Annotated in this window: 20 protein-coding genes and 1 pseudogene; 7 read left to right on the top strand and 14 right to left on the bottom strand. The window is 62.3% G+C overall.

All coding sequences use genetic code 11. The features are described from left to right. Positions 1-59: 59 nt before the first annotated feature. From glmS to K6I40_RS25975, 6 genes and pseudogenes are all read right to left on the bottom strand, one after another. Positions 60-1,861: pseudogene (glmS, locus tag K6I40_RS26000) on the bottom strand (glutamine--fructose-6-phosphate transaminase (isomerizing)). A gap of 2 nt (positions 1,862-1,863) precedes the next feature. Continuing rightward, positions 1,864-3,042: a sugar phosphate nucleotidyltransferase gene (locus K6I40_RS25995; protein ID WP_222918293.1), complete on the bottom strand. Its 1,179-nt coding sequence runs from the start codon at positions 3,040-3,042 to the stop codon at positions 1,864-1,866. Positions 3,043-3,168: 126 nt separating this feature from the next. Further along, entirely contained in the window at positions 3,169-3,576 is a 408-nt protein-coding gene (locus K6I40_RS25990) for a hypothetical protein (protein ID WP_222918292.1), read from the bottom strand. A gap of 115 nt (positions 3,577-3,691) precedes the next feature. After that, positions 3,692-4,720 carry a nitronate monooxygenase gene (locus K6I40_RS25985; protein WP_222918291.1) on the bottom strand — a complete coding sequence of 343 codons (1,029 nt, stop codon included), beginning with the start codon at positions 4,718-4,720 and terminating at the stop codon, positions 3,692-3,694. A 13-nt stretch (positions 4,721-4,733) separates the two neighbouring features. Beyond that, on the bottom strand, positions 4,734-5,240 hold the full coding sequence (moaC, locus tag K6I40_RS25980) for a cyclic pyranopterin monophosphate synthase MoaC (protein ID WP_255681876.1): 507 nt from the start codon (positions 5,238-5,240) through the stop codon (positions 4,734-4,736). Beyond that, complete coding sequence (locus tag K6I40_RS25975; RefSeq protein ID WP_222918289.1) at positions 5,233-6,660, bottom strand: NAD(P)H-hydrate dehydratase; 1,428 nt, start codon at positions 6,658-6,660, stop codon at positions 5,233-5,235. Before K6I40_RS25975 ends, moaC begins: the two co-directional genes overlap by 8 nt. A gap of 106 nt (positions 6,661-6,766) precedes the next feature. Between K6I40_RS25975 and K6I40_RS25970 the strand changes: the two genes are divergently transcribed. Together K6I40_RS25970 and K6I40_RS25965 are read left to right on the top strand one after the other, a co-directional pair. Continuing rightward, on the top strand, positions 6,767-7,264 hold the full coding sequence (locus K6I40_RS25970; RefSeq protein ID WP_222918288.1) for a hypothetical protein: 498 nt from the start codon (positions 6,767-6,769) through the stop codon (positions 7,262-7,264). A 154-nt stretch (positions 7,265-7,418) separates the two neighbouring features. Next, positions 7,419-7,577, top strand: coding sequence for a hypothetical protein (locus tag K6I40_RS25965; protein WP_222920482.1), 159 nt, complete (start codon positions 7,419-7,421; stop codon positions 7,575-7,577). A gap of 42 nt (positions 7,578-7,619) precedes the next feature. On the opposite strand, the gene K6I40_RS25960 is transcribed toward K6I40_RS25965, so the two are convergent. After that, positions 7,620-7,898, bottom strand: a complete 279-nt coding sequence (locus K6I40_RS25960; RefSeq protein ID WP_222918287.1) for an acylphosphatase — start codon at positions 7,896-7,898, stop codon at positions 7,620-7,622. Positions 7,899-7,993: 95 nt separating this feature from the next. On the opposite strand from K6I40_RS25960, the gene K6I40_RS25955 reads away from it, so the two are divergent. Together K6I40_RS25955 and K6I40_RS29080 are read left to right on the top strand one after the other, a co-directional pair. After that, complete coding sequence (locus K6I40_RS25955) at positions 7,994-9,040, top strand: mRNA cleavage and polyadenylation specificity factor-like protein (RefSeq protein ID WP_255681875.1); 1,047 nt, start codon at positions 7,994-7,996, stop codon at positions 9,038-9,040. Beyond that, positions 9,040-9,183 (top strand): hypothetical protein, encoded by a 144-nt coding sequence (locus K6I40_RS29080; RefSeq protein WP_345779418.1) that lies wholly within the window; start codon positions 9,040-9,042, stop codon positions 9,181-9,183. The genes K6I40_RS25955 and K6I40_RS29080 overlap by 1 nt, the downstream gene beginning before the upstream one ends. A 243-nt stretch (positions 9,184-9,426) precedes the next feature. Here the strand turns inward: K6I40_RS29080 and K6I40_RS25945 are convergent, their stop codons facing one another. Both K6I40_RS25945 and K6I40_RS25940 read right to left on the bottom strand, forming a co-directional pair. Continuing rightward, entirely contained in the window at positions 9,427-9,567 is a 141-nt protein-coding gene (locus K6I40_RS25945) for a hypothetical protein (RefSeq protein WP_255682182.1), read from the bottom strand. A gap of 42 nt (positions 9,568-9,609) precedes the next feature. Then, the gene (locus K6I40_RS25940; RefSeq protein ID WP_222918286.1) at positions 9,610-10,491 is read right to left on the bottom strand and encodes a DNA glycosylase; all 882 of its coding nucleotides are present in this window, start codon (positions 10,489-10,491) and stop codon (positions 9,610-9,612) included. 148 nt (positions 10,492-10,639) lie between these two features. On the opposite strand from K6I40_RS25940, the gene K6I40_RS25935 reads away from it, so the two are divergent. Continuing rightward, positions 10,640-11,125, top strand: coding sequence for a DUF555 domain-containing protein (locus K6I40_RS25935; RefSeq protein WP_222918285.1), 486 nt, complete (start codon positions 10,640-10,642; stop codon positions 11,123-11,125). 228 nt (positions 11,126-11,353) lie between these two features. On the opposite strand, the gene K6I40_RS25930 is transcribed toward K6I40_RS25935, so the two are convergent. From K6I40_RS25930 to K6I40_RS25915, 4 genes are all read right to left on the bottom strand, one after another. Further along, positions 11,354-11,590, bottom strand: coding sequence for a UPF0058 family protein (locus tag K6I40_RS25930; RefSeq protein ID WP_222918284.1), 237 nt, complete (start codon positions 11,588-11,590; stop codon positions 11,354-11,356). A 285-nt stretch (positions 11,591-11,875) separates the two neighbouring features. Next, a complete protein-coding gene (locus tag K6I40_RS25925; protein WP_222918283.1) occupies positions 11,876-12,055 on the bottom strand; it encodes a hypothetical protein in 180 nt (59 codons plus the stop codon). Between the two features lie 109 nt (positions 12,056-12,164). Next, positions 12,165-13,145 carry a transcription initiation factor IIB gene (locus tag K6I40_RS25920; RefSeq protein ID WP_222918282.1) on the bottom strand — a complete coding sequence of 327 codons (981 nt, stop codon included), beginning with the start codon at positions 13,143-13,145 and terminating at the stop codon, positions 12,165-12,167. 216 nt (positions 13,146-13,361) lie between these two features. Continuing rightward, complete coding sequence (locus tag K6I40_RS25915; protein ID WP_222918281.1) at positions 13,362-13,649, bottom strand: DUF357 domain-containing protein; 288 nt, start codon at positions 13,647-13,649, stop codon at positions 13,362-13,364. 128 nt (positions 13,650-13,777) lie between these two features. Here K6I40_RS25915 and K6I40_RS25910 point away from each other — a divergent pair, with 128 nt between their 5' ends. Continuing rightward, positions 13,778-15,094 carry a DUF389 domain-containing protein gene (locus K6I40_RS25910; protein ID WP_222918280.1) on the top strand — a complete coding sequence of 439 codons (1,317 nt, stop codon included), beginning with the start codon at positions 13,778-13,780 and terminating at the stop codon, positions 15,092-15,094. A gap of 58 nt (positions 15,095-15,152) precedes the next feature. Next, entirely contained in the window at positions 15,153-16,478 is a 1,326-nt protein-coding gene (locus tag K6I40_RS25905; protein ID WP_222918279.1) for an FAD-dependent oxidoreductase, read from the top strand. Positions 16,479-17,258: 780 nt separating this feature from the next. On the opposite strand, the gene K6I40_RS25900 is transcribed toward K6I40_RS25905, so the two are convergent. Next, complete coding sequence (locus K6I40_RS25900; protein ID WP_255681873.1) at positions 17,259-20,066, bottom strand: BGTF surface domain-containing protein; 2,808 nt, start codon at positions 20,064-20,066, stop codon at positions 17,259-17,261. Positions 20,067-20,269: the final 203 nt, after the last annotated feature.

The following is a 20,269-nucleotide window of genomic DNA, read 5'->3' as shown; positions in this document are numbered from 1 at the left end:
CTACTTAAATCGGCTCGATTCGAGCCGGCGGTCGGCATCGGAGACGATCTCTGCGACGATCATTCGACGGTCACGCTCTTGGCCAGATTTCGCGGCTTGTCGATCGACCGCTCCAATTGGTTCGCGACCCAGTAGGCGACCAACTGTAGCTGTACGTTCGCAAGCACCGACGCACCGAGGTCATCGATAGCGGGGATCTCGAGGACGTGGTCTGCGTACCGCGTCACGTCGGATTCGCCGTCGGTGACCGCCACGACGGGCGCGTCGCGGGCTTCGACCTCTTTGATGTTCCCGATTGTCTTCCGGGCGGTTTCCCCGTCGCCGGTGACGGCCGCGAACACCGGCGTGTTTCCAGTCACGAGCGCGAGCGGGCCGTGTTTCAGCTCGGCGGCGGCGAACCCTTCCGCATGTCGGTAAGTAATCTCCTTCATCTTCAGCGCGCCCTCGAGCGCGACTGGATAGTGATACCCTCGTCCGATGAAGAAGTAGGCGTCCGCGTCGACGAACTCCTCGGCCACCGCTCGGGCGTCCGTCGTCTCGAGAACCGACTGGACCTGTCCGGGAATGTCACGGAGCGCCTCGAGTTCGGCGCGCGTCGGGTCTTCGCCGAGTTCGAACGCCAGTAGTGCGAGCGCGAGTTGCTGGCTCGCGAACGTCTTCGTCGCCGCGACGCCGATTTCGGGGCCGGCTCGGATGTAGAGGGTGTGATCGCACTCGCGTGCGGCGGAGCTGGCGACTGTGTTCGTCACTGCAAGCGTCGTCGCCCCGGACCGGTCGGCCTCGCGCAGTGCGCGTAGCGTGTCGGCGGTCTCGCCGCTCTGGGTGACGCCGACGACAAGCGTGTCCTCGTCAACGGGGACGCGATCAGACGCATACTCGCTGGCGAGGAACGCCTGTGCGTTCACGCCGCCCGTCCGCAGTCGCTCCGCCCCGAACATCGCCGCGTGGTACGACGTTCCGCAGGCGACGAACTGGACCGGGCCGGTGTGGTCGATATCCTCGAGTTCGGGGAGATCCACCGTCCCCTCGAGTTCGTCGATCCGACCGCGGAGGCACTGACGCAGGGAGGACGGCTGTTCATGGATCTCCTGAGCATATAGTGGTCGTAGCCGCTCTTCTCCGCGTCCTCGGGATCCCACGCAACCGTTTCCGCCGGCCGATCGACGGCATGGCCCTCAGCGTCAGTGATGACTGCGCCATCCGTGCTCAGCCGGGCGAAGTCACCGTCCTCGAGGTAACAGACGCGATCAGTGTGCTCGACGAACGCGGGGACATCACTCGCGAGGTACGTGCCGTAGTCGCCGAGGCCGACGACGAGCGGGGAGTCCTGCCGCGCCGCGTACACCGTCTCCGAGCCGTCGACGACCGCGGCGATCGCGTAACTGCCCTCGAGCTGGTCGATCGCCAGCCGGAACGCCTCCTCGGAGTCCGCGCCGCGATCGAGGTAGCGCCCGATCAGGTGAGGGACCACTTCGGTGTCGGTCTCGCTCCGGAACGCAACACCGGCGTCGACGAGATCGTCGCGCAGTCGCTGATAGTTCTCGATAATCCCGTTGTGGACGACGGCGACCCGGCCCTCCTCGTCACAGTGCGGGTGGGCGTTGACATCGGACGGTGCGCCGTGCGTACTCCATCGCGTGTGGCCGATGCCGACCGATTCGCCCGCGAGTTCGTTCCGCGAAACCGTTCCCTCGAGGGCCGACAGCTCGCCAGCTGCCTTGGAGACCGTCATCGAGGGTGTCGGCACGGCAAGTCCGGCGGAGTCGTAGCCACGATACTCGAGTGCCGAGAGCCCGTCGAGGACAACATAAACGGCGTCGTCCCCACCATCCGAGCCGACGTAGCCAACGATTCCGCACATTGTTACTGCACCTCAGTTCCAGTTTCGATCGTGCCGCGAACAGTCGTGCCGGCAGCGATGACGGCATCGGAGCCGACCATCGTTCCCGGCGTGTAGGTCACGCCGCCACCGTCGCGAACGCGGTCCGCGAGCAACGCGCCCAGTCGCTCGTCTTCGTGGACGCGGTCACCGATGCGGACGTCTCCAGGGCCGCCGACGACGGTCGAACCGGTGCCGACCCGGACGTTACGGCCGGTGACACAGTCGACGAGTGTCGCCCCCGACCCCACGCGTGTGTCGGCGTCGACGACGCTGTCCTCGACGACGGCGTTCGCGCCAATCGTCGCGTTCTCGCCAAGCGCGACGTTCGGTCCAACGACGGAGCCGGGACCGACGACGCAGTCCGCCGAGACGATAACCGGCTCAATGATCGTCGCCGACTCGTGGATCCGCGCGTCCGCCGAGACTGTACTCTCGACGCCGTCCGCGTGCTCGAAGAGCGTCTCGGTCACCTCAAGCAGGTCCCACGGGTACGTCGCGTCCATCCAGATACCTTCGGAGGTGACGCCGCGGACGGTCTCCTCGGCGTCGATCGCGTTCGCGATGCCGTCGACGAGCGAGTACTCGCTCAACTGCGGTTCCGGTCCCCGGAGATACTCGAATGATTCCGGGTCGAACGCGTACACGCCCGCGTTGAGCTGATAGGTTCGATCATCGCGGGGATGTTCGACGATCTCCGCGACGCGGCCGTCGTGTTCACAGATCACGCCGCCATATTCGTCGACGTTCTCATCTCGAATGAGCCCGAGCGTCGCGACTGCATCGCCGTCGTCGTGAGCGGCGCGGACGTCCTTGACGATTCGCGAGGCCACGAGCTGATCGCCGTTGAGGACAAGATGTGGCTCCGACACCTCGGACTCGGCCGCGAGGAGGGCGTGACCGCTCCCGAGTTGCTTGTCCTGTACGACGTACTCGAGGCTCGCGTCGCGATACGCCGATCCGAAGTGAGACTGAACGTGCGTCCGGCCGTAGCCGACGACGACGGTAATATCTGTGATACCGGCCTCGACGAGCGCATCGAAGACGTACTCGAGGATGGGTTTGGTCGCCGCGGGAAGCATTGGCTTCGGCCGATACTTCGTCAGCGGCCGGAGGCGGGCACCCTCTCCCGCTGCGAGGACCACCGCAGAACGGATCGTCATACGAGACTGAGAGTAACAAGTGACTATTATTCTTGTGGCCTGTACCGAAAGCCAAAGCTAGCAATCTGCTCGCCTCACGACTGGACGGAGAGACGTAATTGGCGACCAGAATTCGCGATTACCGCCTCACGGAATGAGCGCGCGCCAGTCGGGCTTGTAACAGACGAGGGCAGCGGCGGGAACGAAGACGAGCACCAGCGGGACCAGGTAGAGCAGTTGCGTCAACGGATCCGGCGGCGAGACGAGTGCGGAGGTGATGAATGCGGCGGTGCCACCGATCCCGAACGCGCCGAGTCCGCGTTCGAGTGGTTCGGGAGACGCGTCTCGAGCGGGGAGTCGCGTCCTGTACACCGCGTAGGCCGGAGCGGCGATCGGCAGGAACAAGACGGCAAACAGCGCCCAGCCGACGCCGCTCGCGCCGCGGGCGGCCGCGTCCGTTCCGATCGCATAGCAGAGACAGAGCATCGATGAAAACACGAGGAGGCCGCTGAGCAACGCGAGCACGGTCCACGGCCAGAAGGTGAGCATACTCATTCCGTCCGATCGGATACGCACCGAGCAGGGAAATGATTCAGCATTCTATCACTATGGGTGCGGAACGAAGGAGGCGTGAGAACCTCAAGGAAGTGATCGCCCCCTCCGGAGGCGATCAGCCGTCGTCGCGCCGCCGACTCGGGAGTCCATCGATCGCGTTTCGCGTTTCCGAGACGAGTTCCTCGACGACGATATCGGCGGATCGGATCTCATCCGTCAGCCCGACGCTCTGACCGGCGAACAGCGCCATCGCCTCGATATCCCCGTCGACATTCGGGGTCGCGAGCGCCTCGTCGTAGCGCTCGATCCGGTCGCCCGCCTCGGTGGTCGCGACGATATCGGTCTCGCCCGGCCGTTCTCCTGTGGGTGGACCGCCGTCTCCCTCCCATCGCTCGAGCGTCTCGTTTCGCAGGACGCGATGTGGCATTCCGGGCCAGCCCTTGTCGAAAAGGGTCGTGTACTCGGTATCGGTCTCGTCGCTCTCGCGGAGTCGGCGCTGGTAGGCGTCGTGGACGGCCGCTTCCTCGGTCGCCACGAACCGCGTCCCGAGCCATGCGCCGTCGGCACCGAGTGCGAGCGCGGCCGAGATCCCTCGGCCGTCGGCGATCCCACCCGCGGCGACGATAGGAACCTCGCCCCCCACGGCGTCCGCGACGCGGGGAACGAGCGCCGTCGTCGCCACCTCGCTCTGGACGTGGCCGCCGGCCTCGAGTCCCTGCGTGACCACGATATCCACGCCCGCATCGACCGCCGTGCGTGCTGCCTCGGCGCTACCGACGGTCTGAGCGACGATCGATCCCGCCTCGTGAATCCGGTCGACGGAGGGAGCGGCGTCCCCGAACGAGAGGGTGATGACGTCGACATCGGCCTCGAGAACCGTCTCGAGGTGTTTCTCGGTGTCCACGGTCGTCGTCGAGTCGTCCAGCACGAGGTTGACCGCGAACGGCCCGTCGGTCAGTTCGCGCGTTTCGCGGATCACCGCGCACGTTTCCGCCGTGTCACGCCACGTGACGGCGAGGTGACCGAGCCCACCGGCGTTCGAGACGGCGGCTGCGAGTTCCGGAGTCGTCGCGCTCCCGATCGGTGCCTGAACGATCGGATACTCGATCTCGAGCAGGTCACAGAGTGGGGTCTGTAGCGTCATTGTCCACCACGGATCAGGCCTGTCGCTTCTCCTTCTCGAGTACCCGCACGTTCTCGATCCCCGTGTCCGGATACTGGCCGTCGTCGTCTTTCTCGATGGCCTTGACCATGTCCCAGACGACGTTCAGGCCGGTCGTCACGCCCTCGAGGGCCTCCATCTCGCAGCCCGTCTTGCCGGTGGTCTCGACGGTGACCTGCAGTTCGATCCGGTCCTTGGCGGGCGAGAAGTCAGTGTCGACGTTCGTGATCGGGATCTGGTGACACATTGGGATCGTCTCCCAGGTGTGCTTGACGGCCTGAATCGCGCCGACGCGAGCGGTCGCGAGTACGTCACCCTTGCCGACTTGATCGTCTCGGATCGCCTCGATCGTCGACGGCTGGAGGCGGATCTCCCCGGCGGCAACGGCGCGGCGTTCGCTGTCGGGTTTGTCACCGACATCGACCATCTGGACGTCGCCCTCGTCGGTGGTGTGGGTCAGTTCGTCGGCGTTCGCGGACTTCTTCTCGGAATCTTCACTCATCGTGATCACCCCAGAGTACCGCTGGCAGCTCCTCGAGTAGATCGGATGCGAGGAAGCCGAACTCCTGTGTTTGGGCCAGACGTTCGCCGGCGAGACCGTTGACCTGTGCGCCCGCTGCGGCGGCATCGAGCGGTTCGGCGTGTTCGAGCAGCGCCGCGACGACCCCGGCGAGCGTGTCGCCGGTGCCGCCGACTTTCATCCCGACAGTTCCCGACCGGCTGATCCGCGTTCGCTCGCCGTCGGTGATCACATCGTTCGCCCCCTTCGCGAGGACGACGTGGCCCAGCTCGGCCGCGAAGGACTCGATCTCGTCGGCCGCCGACGCCAGGTCATCGGTGTCCGGGCCACCCATCCGCGCGAGTTCACCGCGGTTGGGCGTACAGATCAGCGTCGCGTCGGTCTCGATGTCGGGAACGACCGTCAGTGCGTCCGCGTCGACGACGGCTCGCCCCGTGTACGACGAGAGGAACTGGCGAGTCGCCTCGAGAGTCTCGTCGGCAGTGCCGAGACCGGGCCCGATGACGACGACGTTGTCGTAGTTCTCGGCGGTCTCGAGGAGGTCGTCGGCCACCTCGGGGGTGAGGACCTCGCTCTCGTAGGACTGGACGATCAGATCCTCGCTGTAGCCCTGTATCTCGCCGGCGACGGACTCGGGCGCGGCGACGAAAGAGAGTTCCGCACTGGCACGGAGCGCTGCCTGGGCGGCGAGCGCCGGCGCCCCGGTGTAGGGACCGCCGCCGATGATGTAGGGTCGCCCTTCGCGGCCGTCGGGCCGCGCGAGCGTGACATCGCCGGGCCCGACGAACCGCTCTGCGGCGGCCGGAATTCCGATGTCCGCGACTTTCACGTCGGCCGCCAGATCCTCGAGCCCCGGTTTCGCGTCGTGGAAGGTGACGACACGGTCTGCCTCGATGCCGTTGGCTGCATGGTCGCCCCCGTCGGCGTCGAATCCGGATGGAACGTCGACCGCGACGACGGTCGCGCCGGCCGTGTTGATCGCCGCGGCCGCGGTCGCCGCGGGTTCCCGGAGGTCGCCGCTGATCCCCGTTCCGAGCATTGCGTCGACGACGACGTCGACCTCCGGGAGGTCGAACCCGCTCGAGTCAGTGATCTCCCGAGTGTCGTAGTCGGCTTGCTCGAGGGCGTCCCAGTTCTCGCGAGCGATGTCGGTTCCGATCAGTTCCGCGCGGCCGAGCAGCAGCGTTGTGACATCGTACCCGTCTAAGAATCGGGCCGCGACGAACGCGTCCCCGCCGTTGTTGCCCCGGCCGGCGACGATGGCGACTCGAGCCCCCGGCTCCGCGACGTCGCGGACCGCGCGGGCGACAGCATTCCCGCTCGACTCCATCAACTGCTTTCGCGGCACGCCCAGCGCCGCGGCGTTCTCGTCGACGGCGGCCATTCGCTCGCCTGTAATCATGGCTGGGGGTTCGACGGGCCGTCCGTTCAACGTTGCGGACCGTTCGCAATCGGTCGGGAACATTGGTAGGCGGTAGGCCCAACCTCTTCGAGCCCCTACCGCTGCCGTGAACGTCTTCTGGCTCGACGAGGACCCGCGGCTCGCCGCGCGCTATCACTGCGACCAGCACGTCAACAAGTTGCTGCTCGAGGCCGCGCAGGTCCTGTGTACCGCGGCCCGCGAGAACGGTTACGAGGCCGACTTCCTCTATAGCTCGACCCACGTTGACCACCCTGTGACGAAGTGGGCGACGGAGTCGCGGGCCAACTGGCTTCGCCTCCGGGAGCACGCCGCGGCGCTCAACACTGAGTTCGTCGAGCGCTACGGGAAAGACGACGACCATGCCTCTTGGCAGGTAATCGAGCGGATCGACCCCGACGCGATTTCGTTTCCCGCCGACGAGCCGACGCCCCGGCCCCAGACGATGCCCGACGAGTATAAGCGACCTGACGACCCCGTGGCCGCCTACCGCGCCTACTACGCCGGCGAGAAGGCTGATTGGGCCGAGTGGAAGTACACCGACGAACCATCGTGGCTCGAGGCGTCTCTCCCCGGACACGAGTAGGGGCTCGCGCGAACGTTCGGATCCGGCGGTCGAGCAACGGACAGTGGTTCGTGGTTGCAGTATCCGTGTGACGGTTTCTCTATGACGGTTGTTTGTTTTTGATTCCAAAACAATAGTTGCCAATTCATAAATAGGCAGGGTTCGTAGCCAGGACATGGACGCACACGAAGCCACCGACTCTCTCGACACGCGCCGCAGTGAACAGTTCGACACCCCAATGGAACAATCCGATCCCGAGATCTACATGCCCGGGACGCCGACTGTCTCGTTCCTGGAGTACGTCGAAATTGCCGTCAGTACGCTGTTCCGATAAGACGACAAGGGTCGTCCCGATAGCATCGTGGCAAAAACCGACTCAGTACAGAATTTCGAAGCCGTCCTCTCCCTGTGGTTCCTCGTACTCAGCCTCGACACCCTCGACGTTAGCCGCGGGACTGCCCGTGTGGCACCACTCGATCATCTCCTCGACGGTGTCTTCGGGGCCCTCGAAGATCGCCTCGACCCGTCCGTCGTCCAGATTCTTCACCCAGCCGTCGACTCCCGCCTCTCGTGCCGTATCGCGGGTGTTCGCGCGGTAGTAGACGCCCTGTACCGTCCCCGAGACGAAAACGTGTGCACGTGTTCGATCTGCCATGTGGGAGCCATCGACCGCGACCGTCAAAAACCCGATTCCGATTCCCGCACAGTAGATGCGATAACGGGAGGTGTCTCGATCCCCTAGCGATTTCAGTGACGGTACGGCGACGAGACGGAATTCATTTCGAACGCGAGCGCGACGAGCCGGGCGTCGTCGCCGACACTCGGAGCACTGTCGGCGCGATCAACGTGGTGAGCCATGCCCACGCCGACCACACCTTTCGAACGACGCCGGAGACGGTCGTCTGCTCGGCCGAAACCGCAGCGATCGCCGAAGCCCGAACGGGAACCGGATTCGAGTTCGTCGACCGGGCCCCCGGTATCGAACTCGTCCCAGCCGGCCACGTTGTCGGCTCGCGAGCGGCGATTATCGATCTCGAGGACAGGCCCGGAGGACTGGGCGAGGACGCAGTCGACGACACTACCCCGCGGCGCTACTGCTACACCGGCGACTTCTCGATTCGGGATCGGTGCTACCTCGAGGGATTCGATCCCCACGCCGTCGATGCGGACGCGCTCATCATGGAGACGACCTACGGCCTGCCAAAGTATCGATTTGCTCCACAGGACGAACTCGAGGCTGCGATCACGGACTGGCTCCGTGATAATGACGATCGGCCGCTCTTTCTGTTCGGCTACTCGCTTGGTCGCTCCCAGAAGCTCCAGTGGATCGCCCGCGAGGCGACCGGCGACGACGGCCGCGACATTCTGATTTCCCAGTCAATTCACGACGTGAACCGGGCCATCGAAACGGCGACCGAGGGCGAGCTCGCGTTTCCCGGCGAGCGCTACGACTCGCTTCGCGGGCTGACCGACGAAATCGTGATCCTCCCTTCAAATCAGGCACGCGCCGACTGGGTCGAGACGGCCGTCGACCGCGAGGGCGGACTGAAGGCAGGGTTCTCGGGGTGGGCCGTCGACGACTCCTTCCGCTATCGCGGGAACTATGACGTCACCTTCCCGCTCACCGATCACTGTGACTTCGACGAACTCCTCGAGACGGTCCGCGCGATCGACCCTGAGATCGTCTATACGACGCACGGCTTCGACGAGGCGTTCGCGGATACCCTCGCGACCGAATACGGCTATCGTGCACAGCCACTGAAGCAAAACCAAACCACGCTCGAGGAGTTCCGCTGATGGGCATCATCGATCGCTTCGAGGAGGAGTACCTGGCTGTCTCGAGTGACCGCGCGTCGGTTCAGGAACTCCTCGAGTCAGTCGTCGGCGCGGTGCTGTTCGTTCTCGGAGCAAGCGCGGCTGGCGTATTCCTGCTCGGATAGCAGGTCGCGATCTGGATCGCCGCGGCGCTCGTCGTCATGTTCGCGATCATCCTCGTCTTGCAGACCTACTGGGCTATCACCGGGCGCGAAGATTCACAAGTGTACAGGGACGGCTGTCGGTCACAATCGGCTCACGGTCCCACTAGGCGGTTCTCACGCACGACAGAGTTACGTGCAACGGGCAATCATCGTGTTCTGCTGATCGATTGCACACTCACGGTGGAATCGAGCGCTATCCCGCGACTACGCCGGTTCCTCGTAGCGGCGAGCACCGAGTATCATTCGAATGGCGAGTCCGATGATACCGACCACGAATACGATCCAGATCGCCTCGGAGCCGTCGAATGGATCCGTGTACTCGACCGCTGCGACGAGGAAAACCAATGTTGCGACGTACAGTGTGTTCGACTGGGAGCGAGACGACCGTCAGTCGCCGGTTCGTAAGTGATGAAAGACGTACGTCTGGGCGTACCCCGCATACTCGCCACCGAGCCGTTCGCGAAGCGCCCGCGAGGTTGCGGCGTAGGACCCGCGATCGCAATCGGGATAGTACTCCTCGATCGCCGACTTGAGCCACGTATCCAACGGGACGGCCTCGTCGAAGCCCAACGAGAAGAGGAGCACGCAGTCGGCCACCTTGTCGCCGACGCCGACGAACCGCGTTAGGTACTCCCGCGCGGCTTCGTACTCGAGGTCACGTGCTTCGGCCGGGTGAGCCTCGCCGCCGGCGACCATCTCGGCGGTCCGGACGACGTAGGGGGCTCGATATCCTAGTCCGAGGTCGCGAAGTTCGGCTTCGGTCGCGGTCGCGAGCTGTTCAGGCGTCGGAAACGCGTGATAGCTCTCCCCGTCGAACGTGATCTCGTCGCCGTACTCGCGGGCCAGCGTCGAGACCATTGTGTGAATGCGACCGACTCGCATCTGTGCCGAGCAGATAAATGATATTAGACAGCCAAAGGGCGGGTCTTGGACGAGCCGCATTCCGCGATGGGCCTCGTAGGCCTCGCGAAGCAACGCATCGTCCGGCCCGGCCGCGACGATTGCCTCGAGGTCGTCGTCGAGACGTAACAGTCGGCGAACGGTCGGCTCGGCGTCGGCCGTCGATTCCCACTCGAGATGTCCGTCACGGGCCCGGACGCGGATTACGTTGCCCTCGACGACCGTCGCGTACCACGCATCGGGGGCCGGCGTGTCCGTGTACATCTCGCCGTCTGCGCGCCGCCAGAGGTAGCTCTGGCCGCTCTCGAGCGTTCTATATAGGTCGAATCCACCACCGAGATCGTCGATTGGGATGGTCCCCGTCTCCATTCAGCTTCCCCTTCGGAGGTGTGGCTCCTGTGCCTTTCGAAGCGGGACGCTGGGCGGTCCTCGACTGCCGAACGGTTCACAGCGCGATAGCACCGATCTGACCGCCGTGAGGCGAACCTTCTTACTGTATGCCATACAACGTCTACGCATGAATTGCAGGGTTGTCGTCGAAGCTGCCGTGCCGGTATTCGACGTTGAAACGGAAGACGAGGCGATCCGTATCGCCATCTCGAAGACGGGCGAGATGTTGAACCCTGACCTTAATTACGTCGAGATCAACATGAGCGAGCGTACCTCGCCATCGGGAGAGGAACTCCCACCCGCGTTCATCGCGGCCGACGAAGCTCTCGTCGCGCTCGAACTGGAGATGACCGTCTTCAACGTTGAGCGCGAGGAACACGCCTCGCGTATCGCACGAAAAGAGATCGGCCAACTCCTCGAGAATATCCCGCTCGAGGTTATACAGATCGACGTACTGGAAGACGAGGATGACGAAGCGGGGGAGTCGAGCGACGAGTCGTCGGACGACGATCAGGCGGACGAGGAGACCGAGGCAGCGAGCACCTCGGACGCAGGGACTGACGACGAAGACGATGAGGAAATCCTCCCCGAATTCGAGGATCTCGTCGAGTAGCCCGCGGTTGTCGGGCCACCGATCGGACGGTCGGACCGTCGGAACGATTCCTGCTGACCAGTCGAACATCGGTGACGGGCAGCGAGTACACCGGTCGCTCGTTTCGCTCGTCGCATCAAATGAGGGCCGACGAGCGTGATAGGGACAGTTGTTCGTCAACCGCCACGATCGGCGGCGATGTCTCTCACCAGTTGGCGTGGTGATCTGTCGGAGGATGCGACGAGATGCTTAGTCCGCAGTTGCTGCGACTGTTTCCTGCTCTTCTTCCCGCATGTTCTTCGTAATTCCCCCGGCAAGCGCAAAAACAGCGGCCTTGTGGTCGGTTTTCGATTTGTGGATCGATGTCGGTCGAATACCCCGTGACTCGTATTCTTCGAGATCGATCTGACAGTTTTCCCATGCTGCACACTGATTGGATACCTCCGCGAGAAGGCCGTGAAGGTGAATGAGCTCCTGCTTCTTCATAACCATCCTGTCCTACCCACTGCAGGGTTATTATTATCTTGAGTCGCGTTAACACGAGGCCTGTGTTAGCTATCCAGTGTGTCACAAACAAGGGTAGTTCGAATGCTGTCCCTACGCGATAAAAACCGCCGGACATGGAAGCGTTACAATTCTATTTACGGATGTAATACTATGTTTCTCCCCAGCTTCCGATACGCTGTGTTCGGAGAGTTAAACCGTGACTACTACTGAAACGATAGCGTGAAAATGTTCGTTCGGTGACGGAAGGGGCTGCGACCTGGCCCCTTACCCAAGCTGTTTCAGCGTCTGCAGATCACGGTCCGTTCGCATAAACTCGGCAGTTCGACGGGACGCGTGACAGTCCGGGCAATGAAACATCTCGGTGGCCGCGGGAAGTTCGTCCGGAGAAGTCTGCCAGTCTTTCGTACACTCGGGACACAACAGTTGGACGGTCGTCCTGTCCATGTTATACTCTTTCACACGAGTGCTGAAAAACGTTGTCGCAGTTCCACACGGCCAAAAGACCACCCGCGTCATCGCGACGCGACAGACGACAGCCGCAGTTGTCGATCGTTTAGGCAGGTGCGGCGGTGTCCGAGGCCTCAAGCAGTTCCTTGTACCGGTTTCGGATGGTCACTTCGGAAATGCTCGCGACTTCGCTGACCTCGTTTTGGGTGACCTTCTCGTTGGTCAGCAGGGCAGCGGCGTAGACCGAGGCGGCCGCGAGGCCGACCGGGGACTTCCCGCTGTGGACGCCCTCCTGACGAGCCGACTCGAGCAGTTCGCGGGCCATGCGCTCGGTCTCGTCGGAGAGGTCGAGGTCGCTGACGAACCGCGGCACGTAGTGTTCGGGATCGGCCGGCTTGACCTCAAGGCCGAGTTCCCGAATGATGTAGCGGTACGTACGGGTCAGCTCCATCTTCTCGACGCGGGAGACCGCGGAAATCTCGTCGAGACTGCGCGGTGTGCCGGCCTGTCGGGCCGCGGCGTACAGCGAGGACGTCGCGACGCCTTCGATGGAGCGGCCCGGCAGTAGGTCCTCCTCGAGTGCGCGCCGATAGATGACGCTGGCTGTTTCCCGGACGTTCTCGGGGAGGCCGAGCGCGGAGGCCATTCGATCGATCTCGCCCAGCGCTTGCTTCAGGTTTCGTTCCTTGGAGTCACGGGTGCGGAACCGCTCGTTCCAGGTGCGTAGGCGCTGCATCTTCTGGCGCTGGCGACTCGAGAGCGAGCGGCCATAGGCGTCCTTGTCCTGCCAGCCGATGTTCGTTGAGAGGCCCTGGTCGTGCATCATGTTGGTCGTCGGTGCACCGACGCGGGACTTCTCGTCTTTCTCGGCGGCGTCGAACGCACGCCATTCAGGGCCGCGATCGATCTCGTCTTCCTCGACGACGAGACCGCAGTCCGTACAGACTGTCTCGGCGTGTTCGTCGTCCGAGATCAGTCGACCGCCACACTCCGGACAGTATTCCTGTTCGTCGGATACCGCTGTGCTTTCCTCCTCAGTTTCTGTCTCTCGCTCGTTCGTATAGGTTCGGATGCTAGTGTCTGTCATGGTGTGTTGGGTGGGTTACTCGGGACTCCCGGGTGGGGTAACCAGAAGAAACCCGGTCGCCTCAGCTAACATAGGGTAAGGCCGTAAGCCATATAAACCTTCCGCCTACTTTATAAACTGCCCGGATTTTCTGGTATATAGGTTCCGGTTACATAGTGATTAATCGTTTGAGATAGCAGGGCAAGGGTTCAGGGGCCGGTCGATAAGCAAGCCGCGCTAGTCGACGGTGAAGAGATGCCCCTCTCTCGGTACGTCGAACAACCCGACGCGTGCTCCCGCATCGAGCCACGCGTGCCCGTAGGAAAATGACGCGAGTGCATTGACAAGGTCATCGTGCTCCTGAAAGTGATTGCCATCGTCCAGGTACGACGCCGCCATCTCGTAACAGTCGGCGGCCGCGTTAGCCATCGGAGTTCCCTCAGGGGGTGCGATCGTGGCCTCCTCGAGCGCCGCCGCGAGCAGTTCGCCGTACCGATTCGTCTTCTCCTCGAGATCGGCAGCCATGGTCGACCCTCGTTGCTCGGGCCCGTAAGTGCATCGTCGCACCCGCGGCGGTCGTCATCCGCATTTGCAAGGTAGGCAACCGGATAATGGCCACATACGTTTCAACCGGCTCATCGTGTCCCTCGAGAGTGCGACTCGTTCAGGTATTCGTGCCGGAGGCGGTCCGGGGTGACGCGCTTCGCGTCCTCGAAAGTGAGGACCTCGATTACGTCCGAACTGACGAGAACAGTAACGAGGATAACGGCGAACTCGTGACCTTCCCGATCCCGACCCAGGCCGTCGATCACGTACTCACGTCACTGCGCGAGGTCGGGATCGAGGACGATTTCATCGTCGTCTCCTCGATCGAAACCGCTCGAACTCCGCGGATCGAGAAACTCGAGGAACGGTACGTCAACGGTCGGGAAGAGGACGATAGCATCGCCCGTGAAGAGATACGCACGCGGGCGCTGAATATGATGCCTGGTCGAGTCACCTACTACGCGATGACCGTCCTGAGCGCACTGGTCGCGACGGCGGGGCTGTTGCTCGACTCTCCGGCGATCGTTGTCGGGTCGATGGTGATCGCCCCGCAGGTCAGCGCAGCCCTCACTAGTACCGTCGGACTCGTACTCGACGATCGGACCATGGTCCGTGATGGCCTCTCGTCGCTAGCGATCGGGCTCGGCGTCGCGATCCTCAGCGCCTTCGCGTTCGCCTGGGTGGTCCGCTTCAGCGGTGCGGTTCCCTCGACGATCGATATCACGGCCATCGCACAGGTCCAGAACCGTATTTCGCCGGGCCTGCTCGCGATCGTCGTCGGTGTCTGTGCCGGAGCCGCGGGCGCGTTCGGCCTCGCAACGGCAATCCCTGTCTCGCTGGTCGGTGTAATGATCGCTGTCGCGCTGCTCCCGGCCGCCGCTGCAGTAGGAATCGGGTTGGCCTGGGGCCACGCGACCGTCACCCTCGGCGCGTTCGTCCTCGTCGCAGTCAACGCCGCCTCGATCCTGCTGGCAGGACTCGCCGTCTTCTTGTACCTCGGCTACCGGCCTGAGGGCTGGACACGAGGCCGACTCCGCGAGAACGTCTCTCGGGACCGGGTCGGCACGCTCGTCATCGTCCTCGCACTCGGTACGGTCGCCGTCACCGGTGCTGGCATCGTTCTCGGCCAGCACGTTGCCTTCGAAAACGATGTCCACGACGAGGTCAGAACCGTCCTCAGCGAGGACGAGTACGCTCGCCTCGAGTTGGTCGAGGTCCGAACCGAGTTCAACGACGGCGGCGTCGTCAGCGACGAGACGAGCGTCACCGTCGTTGTCCAGCGACCCGTGGACCAACCATATCCCTCTCTCGCTGAGACGCTCAAGACGGCACTCGAAGACCAAACCGACCGTGAAATAACGGTCGCCGTGGAATTCGTCGACGGCGCGACGACAGCGGACGACGCCGTCGGGCCGTCACAGTAAGCGGGAGTGATTGCTGAGAACGCAAGCGGTTTAGGCGCTCTGTCCCTATCCTGAATACATGAGTGACCAGCCACGCGTCGAGATTTATACTAAGACCGACTGTCCCTATTGCGAGAAGGCCAAGGATCTCTTCGACAGCAAAGACATCGAATACGAGACTTACAACGTCACTGGCAACGACGAACGCTTCGAGGAGATGATCGAGCGTGCAGACGGTCGCCAGACTGCCCCGGAAGTATTCATCGACGATGAACTTATCGGCGGCTGGGACGACACCAGCGCACTCAACGAGACCGGTGAACTCGACGAGAAACTCGGAATCGCCACCGAAAACGACGATGAAATCGTCGAACACCGGACACTCATCATCGCCGGCACCGGCATCGCCGGGCTAACCGCCGCGATCTACGCCGGCCGCTCGAACAACGAGCCCCTGGTCATCGAGGGCGACGAACCCGGCGGCCAGCTCACGCTGACCACCGATGTCGCCAACTACCCCGGCTTCCCCGAGGGCATCGGTGGCCCCGAACTGGTCAACAACATGAAAGAGCAGGCCACACAGTTCGGTGCCGACCTGAAAAACGGTATCATCGAGTCCGTTGACGACTCGAGTCGACCGTTCCGTGTCGAACTGAAAGACGGCGATGTCTACACCGCCGACGCCGTCATCGCCGCCTCGGGTGCCAGCGCCCGCACGCTCGGCATCCCCGGCGAGGACGAACTCATGGGCTACGGTCTCTCGACGTGTGCGACCTGTGACGGCGCGTTCTTCCGCGGCGAGGACATGCTTGTTGTCGGCGGTGGCGACGCCGCCATGGAGGAAGCCACCTTCCTCACGAAGTTCGCTGACACCGTCTACATCGCCCACCGCCGTGAGAAGTTCCGCGCGGAGGACTACTGGGTCGACCGCGTCCACGAGAAGGTCGAGGACGGCGACATCGAGATCATGAAAAACACCGAACTGATCGAAATCCACGGCTCCCAAGCGGAGGGCGTCGACCACGTGACCCTCGTCGAAAACGATCAGGGCCACCCGACGGACCGCCTCGACGACCCCGAAACCGAGGAATTCGACTTCGACGTCGGAGCCGTCTTCTTCGCGATCGGTCACACCCCCAATACCGACTACCTCGAGGACACCGGCGTCGAGATGGACGCCGAGGGCTACCTGAAGACCACAGGCGGCGAGGGCGGCGGCCAGACCGAAACCCACGTCCCCGGCATCTTCGGTGCCGGCGACGTCGTCGACTACCACTACCAGCAGGCCGTTACCGCCGCCGGCATGGGTTCGAAAGCCGCACTGGATGCGGACGAGTACCTCGAGGATCTGGAGCGAGCCGACTCGAGCGCGGAAGAAGCGGAACCGGCCACGGCCGACGACTGACGGAATCAGTTATCGGATATCGTCACGAGAATCACGAACCGATCACCGATAGTTCTCTGTTCTCCTCTATTCGGCATTCACTATCTCTACATCACATCTCTAGTCCGTCATGGATGGTGTAACACCAGCATACTCGAGGCCAGCCGAGCCGTGGGTGATCATCTAACTCGCGTCCCTTGGAACCCATCCCGTCGGAATCGAGCCGAGACGTTCGTTTGCCAACGTTCTACACGATGCCAATGATATCATATCATGATCTAGAACGTTTCGCATACCAGAGAACGCCCTCGTCTGCCACAGTTCCGTGACGTCTGTGGGCTCATCGATCGTTACGATTCCGGCCACTCCATCATTGAGTTGTCGACATCCGTCGGCAAGATTCGAATAGCCGTGTAGCGTAAGCGTCCACCGGTGATCGAGGCTCGTCGAGGAGCGCCAACGAGAAAGACTGCGAAATCTTCACGTCCACAAAACTTCGGGGGCGCTCAATGACGATGGTTTTCACCAACTCGTGGTAGGCATAGCTCCTCTCGGACGACTTCGCGTCGGTCAATAACAGTCTGGTGTGACTCGTCGACGGATCTACTTTCGGTTCCTCGAGCGTTGGTGTCCCCCTCGACCACTCGGCTGTATTACCTTCGGTAATTCTCTCGGGAGACGAAACCCGTCACCAGTCCGGCTCAGACTGTCAACACCCAACTCTTGCTATCGCTGGTGAGTGTGACGGTCAAGAAAAGAAACCGCGAAATAAGGGCCGGCGTGAGCCGGTAGTGTTACAGCTTAGTTCTGGCGTCGGAGTGCCAGCATGGCTGCGCCGAGCAGAGCGACGAGTGCGACGCCGACACCGAAGCCGGGCGTCTCGTCAGAGCCGCCGTCCTCGGAGCCGCCGTCCTCGGAGCCGCCGTCCTCGGAGCCGCCGTCCTCGGAGCCGCCGTCCTCGGAGCCGCCGTCCTCGGAGCCGCCATCCTCGGAGCCGCCGTCCTCGGAGCCGCCGTCAGAGGTATCCTCTTCGGCGACCGACAGCGAGCCGTCCTCTCTGCTTTCACCGTTCACGAAGAGGTCCCACTCGTAGTCGCCTTTCTCAGCGTTTTCGAGGAGTTCGACACTGATCGTGTCGGAGCCGCTTCCGTTGAGTTCAACGGTCTCATCGTAGAGCGTATCTCCGTTGAAGACGAACTCAACGTCTTCGGACTTGGGTTGGTCGGCGTTGGGGTTCTCAACAGTGATCGTTGCAGTGACGTTGTCACCGACCGTCGGATTGGACGGGGCAGTGGTCACGTCGTAGTCGAAGGACTGGAGCTCGTCGGCCGGGATCGTCGTGCCTTCGAGGTCGTCTTCAGCGCTAACGTCTTCCTCGGCGCTGAGCGTGTAGTCGATGCCAGCGCTGTACTCGCTGAGATCGTGACTGATCTCGAAGGAGCCGTCACTGGCAACGTCTGCGGAGTTGGACTGCGTGAAGTTACCGGGCGAACGGAGTCGGTCGCTGACTTCCGTGCCAGGTGCGACGTTGGTGTCACCGGTCACAGTCGCCGTCGCGGAGGCAGGCAGCTCTTCGTTGCTGCTGTCGAGCTCGAATTCACGGTCTTCGAGATCGAACGCTGTGGTTGCCTCTTCGTTGTCCTCGGCATCTTCGCTGGCGTACTCGAACTCGTCGTCGACAGCGAAGGTGACATCGTAGCTCTCGTCGATCGAGAGGTCGTCAAGGTCGTCGTCGTTGTTAATCGCCTGATAATCGATAGCGAACACGACGTGCCCGAGGGTCTGGTTAGCCTCGACAACCGTCACGTGTTCGGCAATCTGGTTGTCAGCGTCGACACCGTTGGTGTTCCACTTGACCGGGTCAGCGTTCGGTGCCGAGTCTTCCTCTGCGATACTCAGGTTGAGACTGTCGTTACTTTCGAGTTGGTCGTTGACATCGCTGAACGAGTCTCCCTTCTCGAAGTACGTGTGGAGACCGTCGGTCTCGAGGGTGGCCAGCAGCTTGTCACCGTCTGCGATCGTGTTGGTGCTGGTGATGGTCGTGTCCTCGAGATCGCCGAGATTCTCGTCGTCGTCGGTGTCTAAGTCATCACTTGCAGGAACAGTCTGCGTGATGAGCGCGTCCCCGCTGAGACCCTCTCGGTCTTGGAGCGTCAGGTATGCACTGTCAATCTCTTCATCTGCGAAGGCGTCAGTGTTACCTGCTTCGAAGTCGAGCGAGGTAGCGAGTTCGTATTCACCGGCTTCGAGTTCCCCGTCTGGGGAAGCCACTTCTTCCTCGAAGTTAACGGCATCGTCGTCATTAGCAGCCGAGAAGGCGTCACCGTTCGCGTGGTGGGCCTTGGTAGTGTCCATCTCGACGGTTACGACGCCGTCGTCGTTATCGTCGACGAGTTCGAGGTACACTTCGTAGTTCGAGGTTCCCTCGTCACCGACCTTGAGGTAGCCGCTGTCGGTATCCTCGAGGTTGACGGTGATTTCGGCAGTGTTACTTCGCGTTTCGAACATGTCGGAGGAGTCGAACTCGACTTCGCCTTCAGCCGCCTCGACCACGTCGATGCTTGCGTTCGCTTCGGCTTCGGTGTCAGTCGACTGGAAGTCGAAGTCGTACGAGCCAGTGTCGACGTCGTCGAAGTCAGCGCTGAACGTTCCGTCGTTGATGTTCGAGATCTGGATGATCTCTTCGTCATCATCGACCGTCGCGTCAACGTCGAAGTCGTTCTCTTCGGTGTTGAAGATGGCTGCGAGCTCGTCAGCGTCCAGGCTGTCGGAGCTAACGTTCACCGCGTACGTGCCGCGGTTGGAGTCAAACTCGATGTCGACTGCTTCGTCGTTCTCGGCCTCATCCTCATCGAACTCTACGTTGAGTTCCTGGGTCGCCACTTCGAAGGTGGTGGAACTAGCGTCTGCTCCCGCACCCTCAAGGAAGTATTCGCCGTCGAGGCTGTCAGTGTCGAACTCGACGACACCATTGGAGTCGGTGCTAAGCTCTTCTTCGAGTCTGTCACCGTCTTCCAGATCCTCGCGGAGCGCGATGTCTGAATTCTCGTCTAGGCCGTGAACTTCGACGGACTGACCCGCCCAAACAACGGAGACTTCACCGAGGTCGTTCGGGGTGTCGAAGACATGATCGGCGCTGCTCGAGTCATCCTCGTTGGAGTCGTCCTCGTTGGAGTCGTCCTCGTTGGAGTCGTCGCCTTCGACGACTTCGAGGGTACTAGGTCCGTCAATGGAAACGGACGTATCCGACTGGACGGTACCATCGAATTCGTAGGTGGTTCCAGCGTCGGCGGTTTCAGGAACAGTCACGTCGTACGTGACTGTAGCCTGATCCGTCGAGGTACCGAGAGCACTAACGAAGTTATAGGTAACATCGTTACCGTCGACGTTACCAGGACCGCTGGTAACTTCGGCATCCAGCTCTTCGTCGATCGTATCAACGATCTGGAACTCTGTTTCTTCGTCGAACGCTACATCAATCGTAACTTCGACCGTCTCGCCGCTCGTGACTTCAGTCGTCGCGAGTGCGCGATCGGCCGTGGAGGCTTCCTGTGCTGCGGCAGCGCCAGCGAAACTGGCGGACATCGCGAACACAGAGAGCACCATCATAACAGCGAGAAGTACGCTGCGTGCCTTATTTGTTGTATTGCTTGTCATTTTTATCCACTTGTTGTGCCGGGGACAAGGGTGGATTACCCGTCCCGATACACCCGAAACCTTGGGTTGATATATTAAATGCTTTGTGTTACCTGACGCGGAATCCTATTTACACTACACGTTAGAAATAACCATGCTGTCGGCCTCTCCGGCCA

Origin of the sequence: Natrinema sp. SYSU A 869 (genome assembly GCF_019879105.1) — an archaeon.
Lineage (GTDB): Archaea > Halobacteriota > Halobacteria > Halobacteriales > Natrialbaceae > Natrinema.
This window is presented reverse-complemented; position numbering and strand designations above follow the sequence as displayed.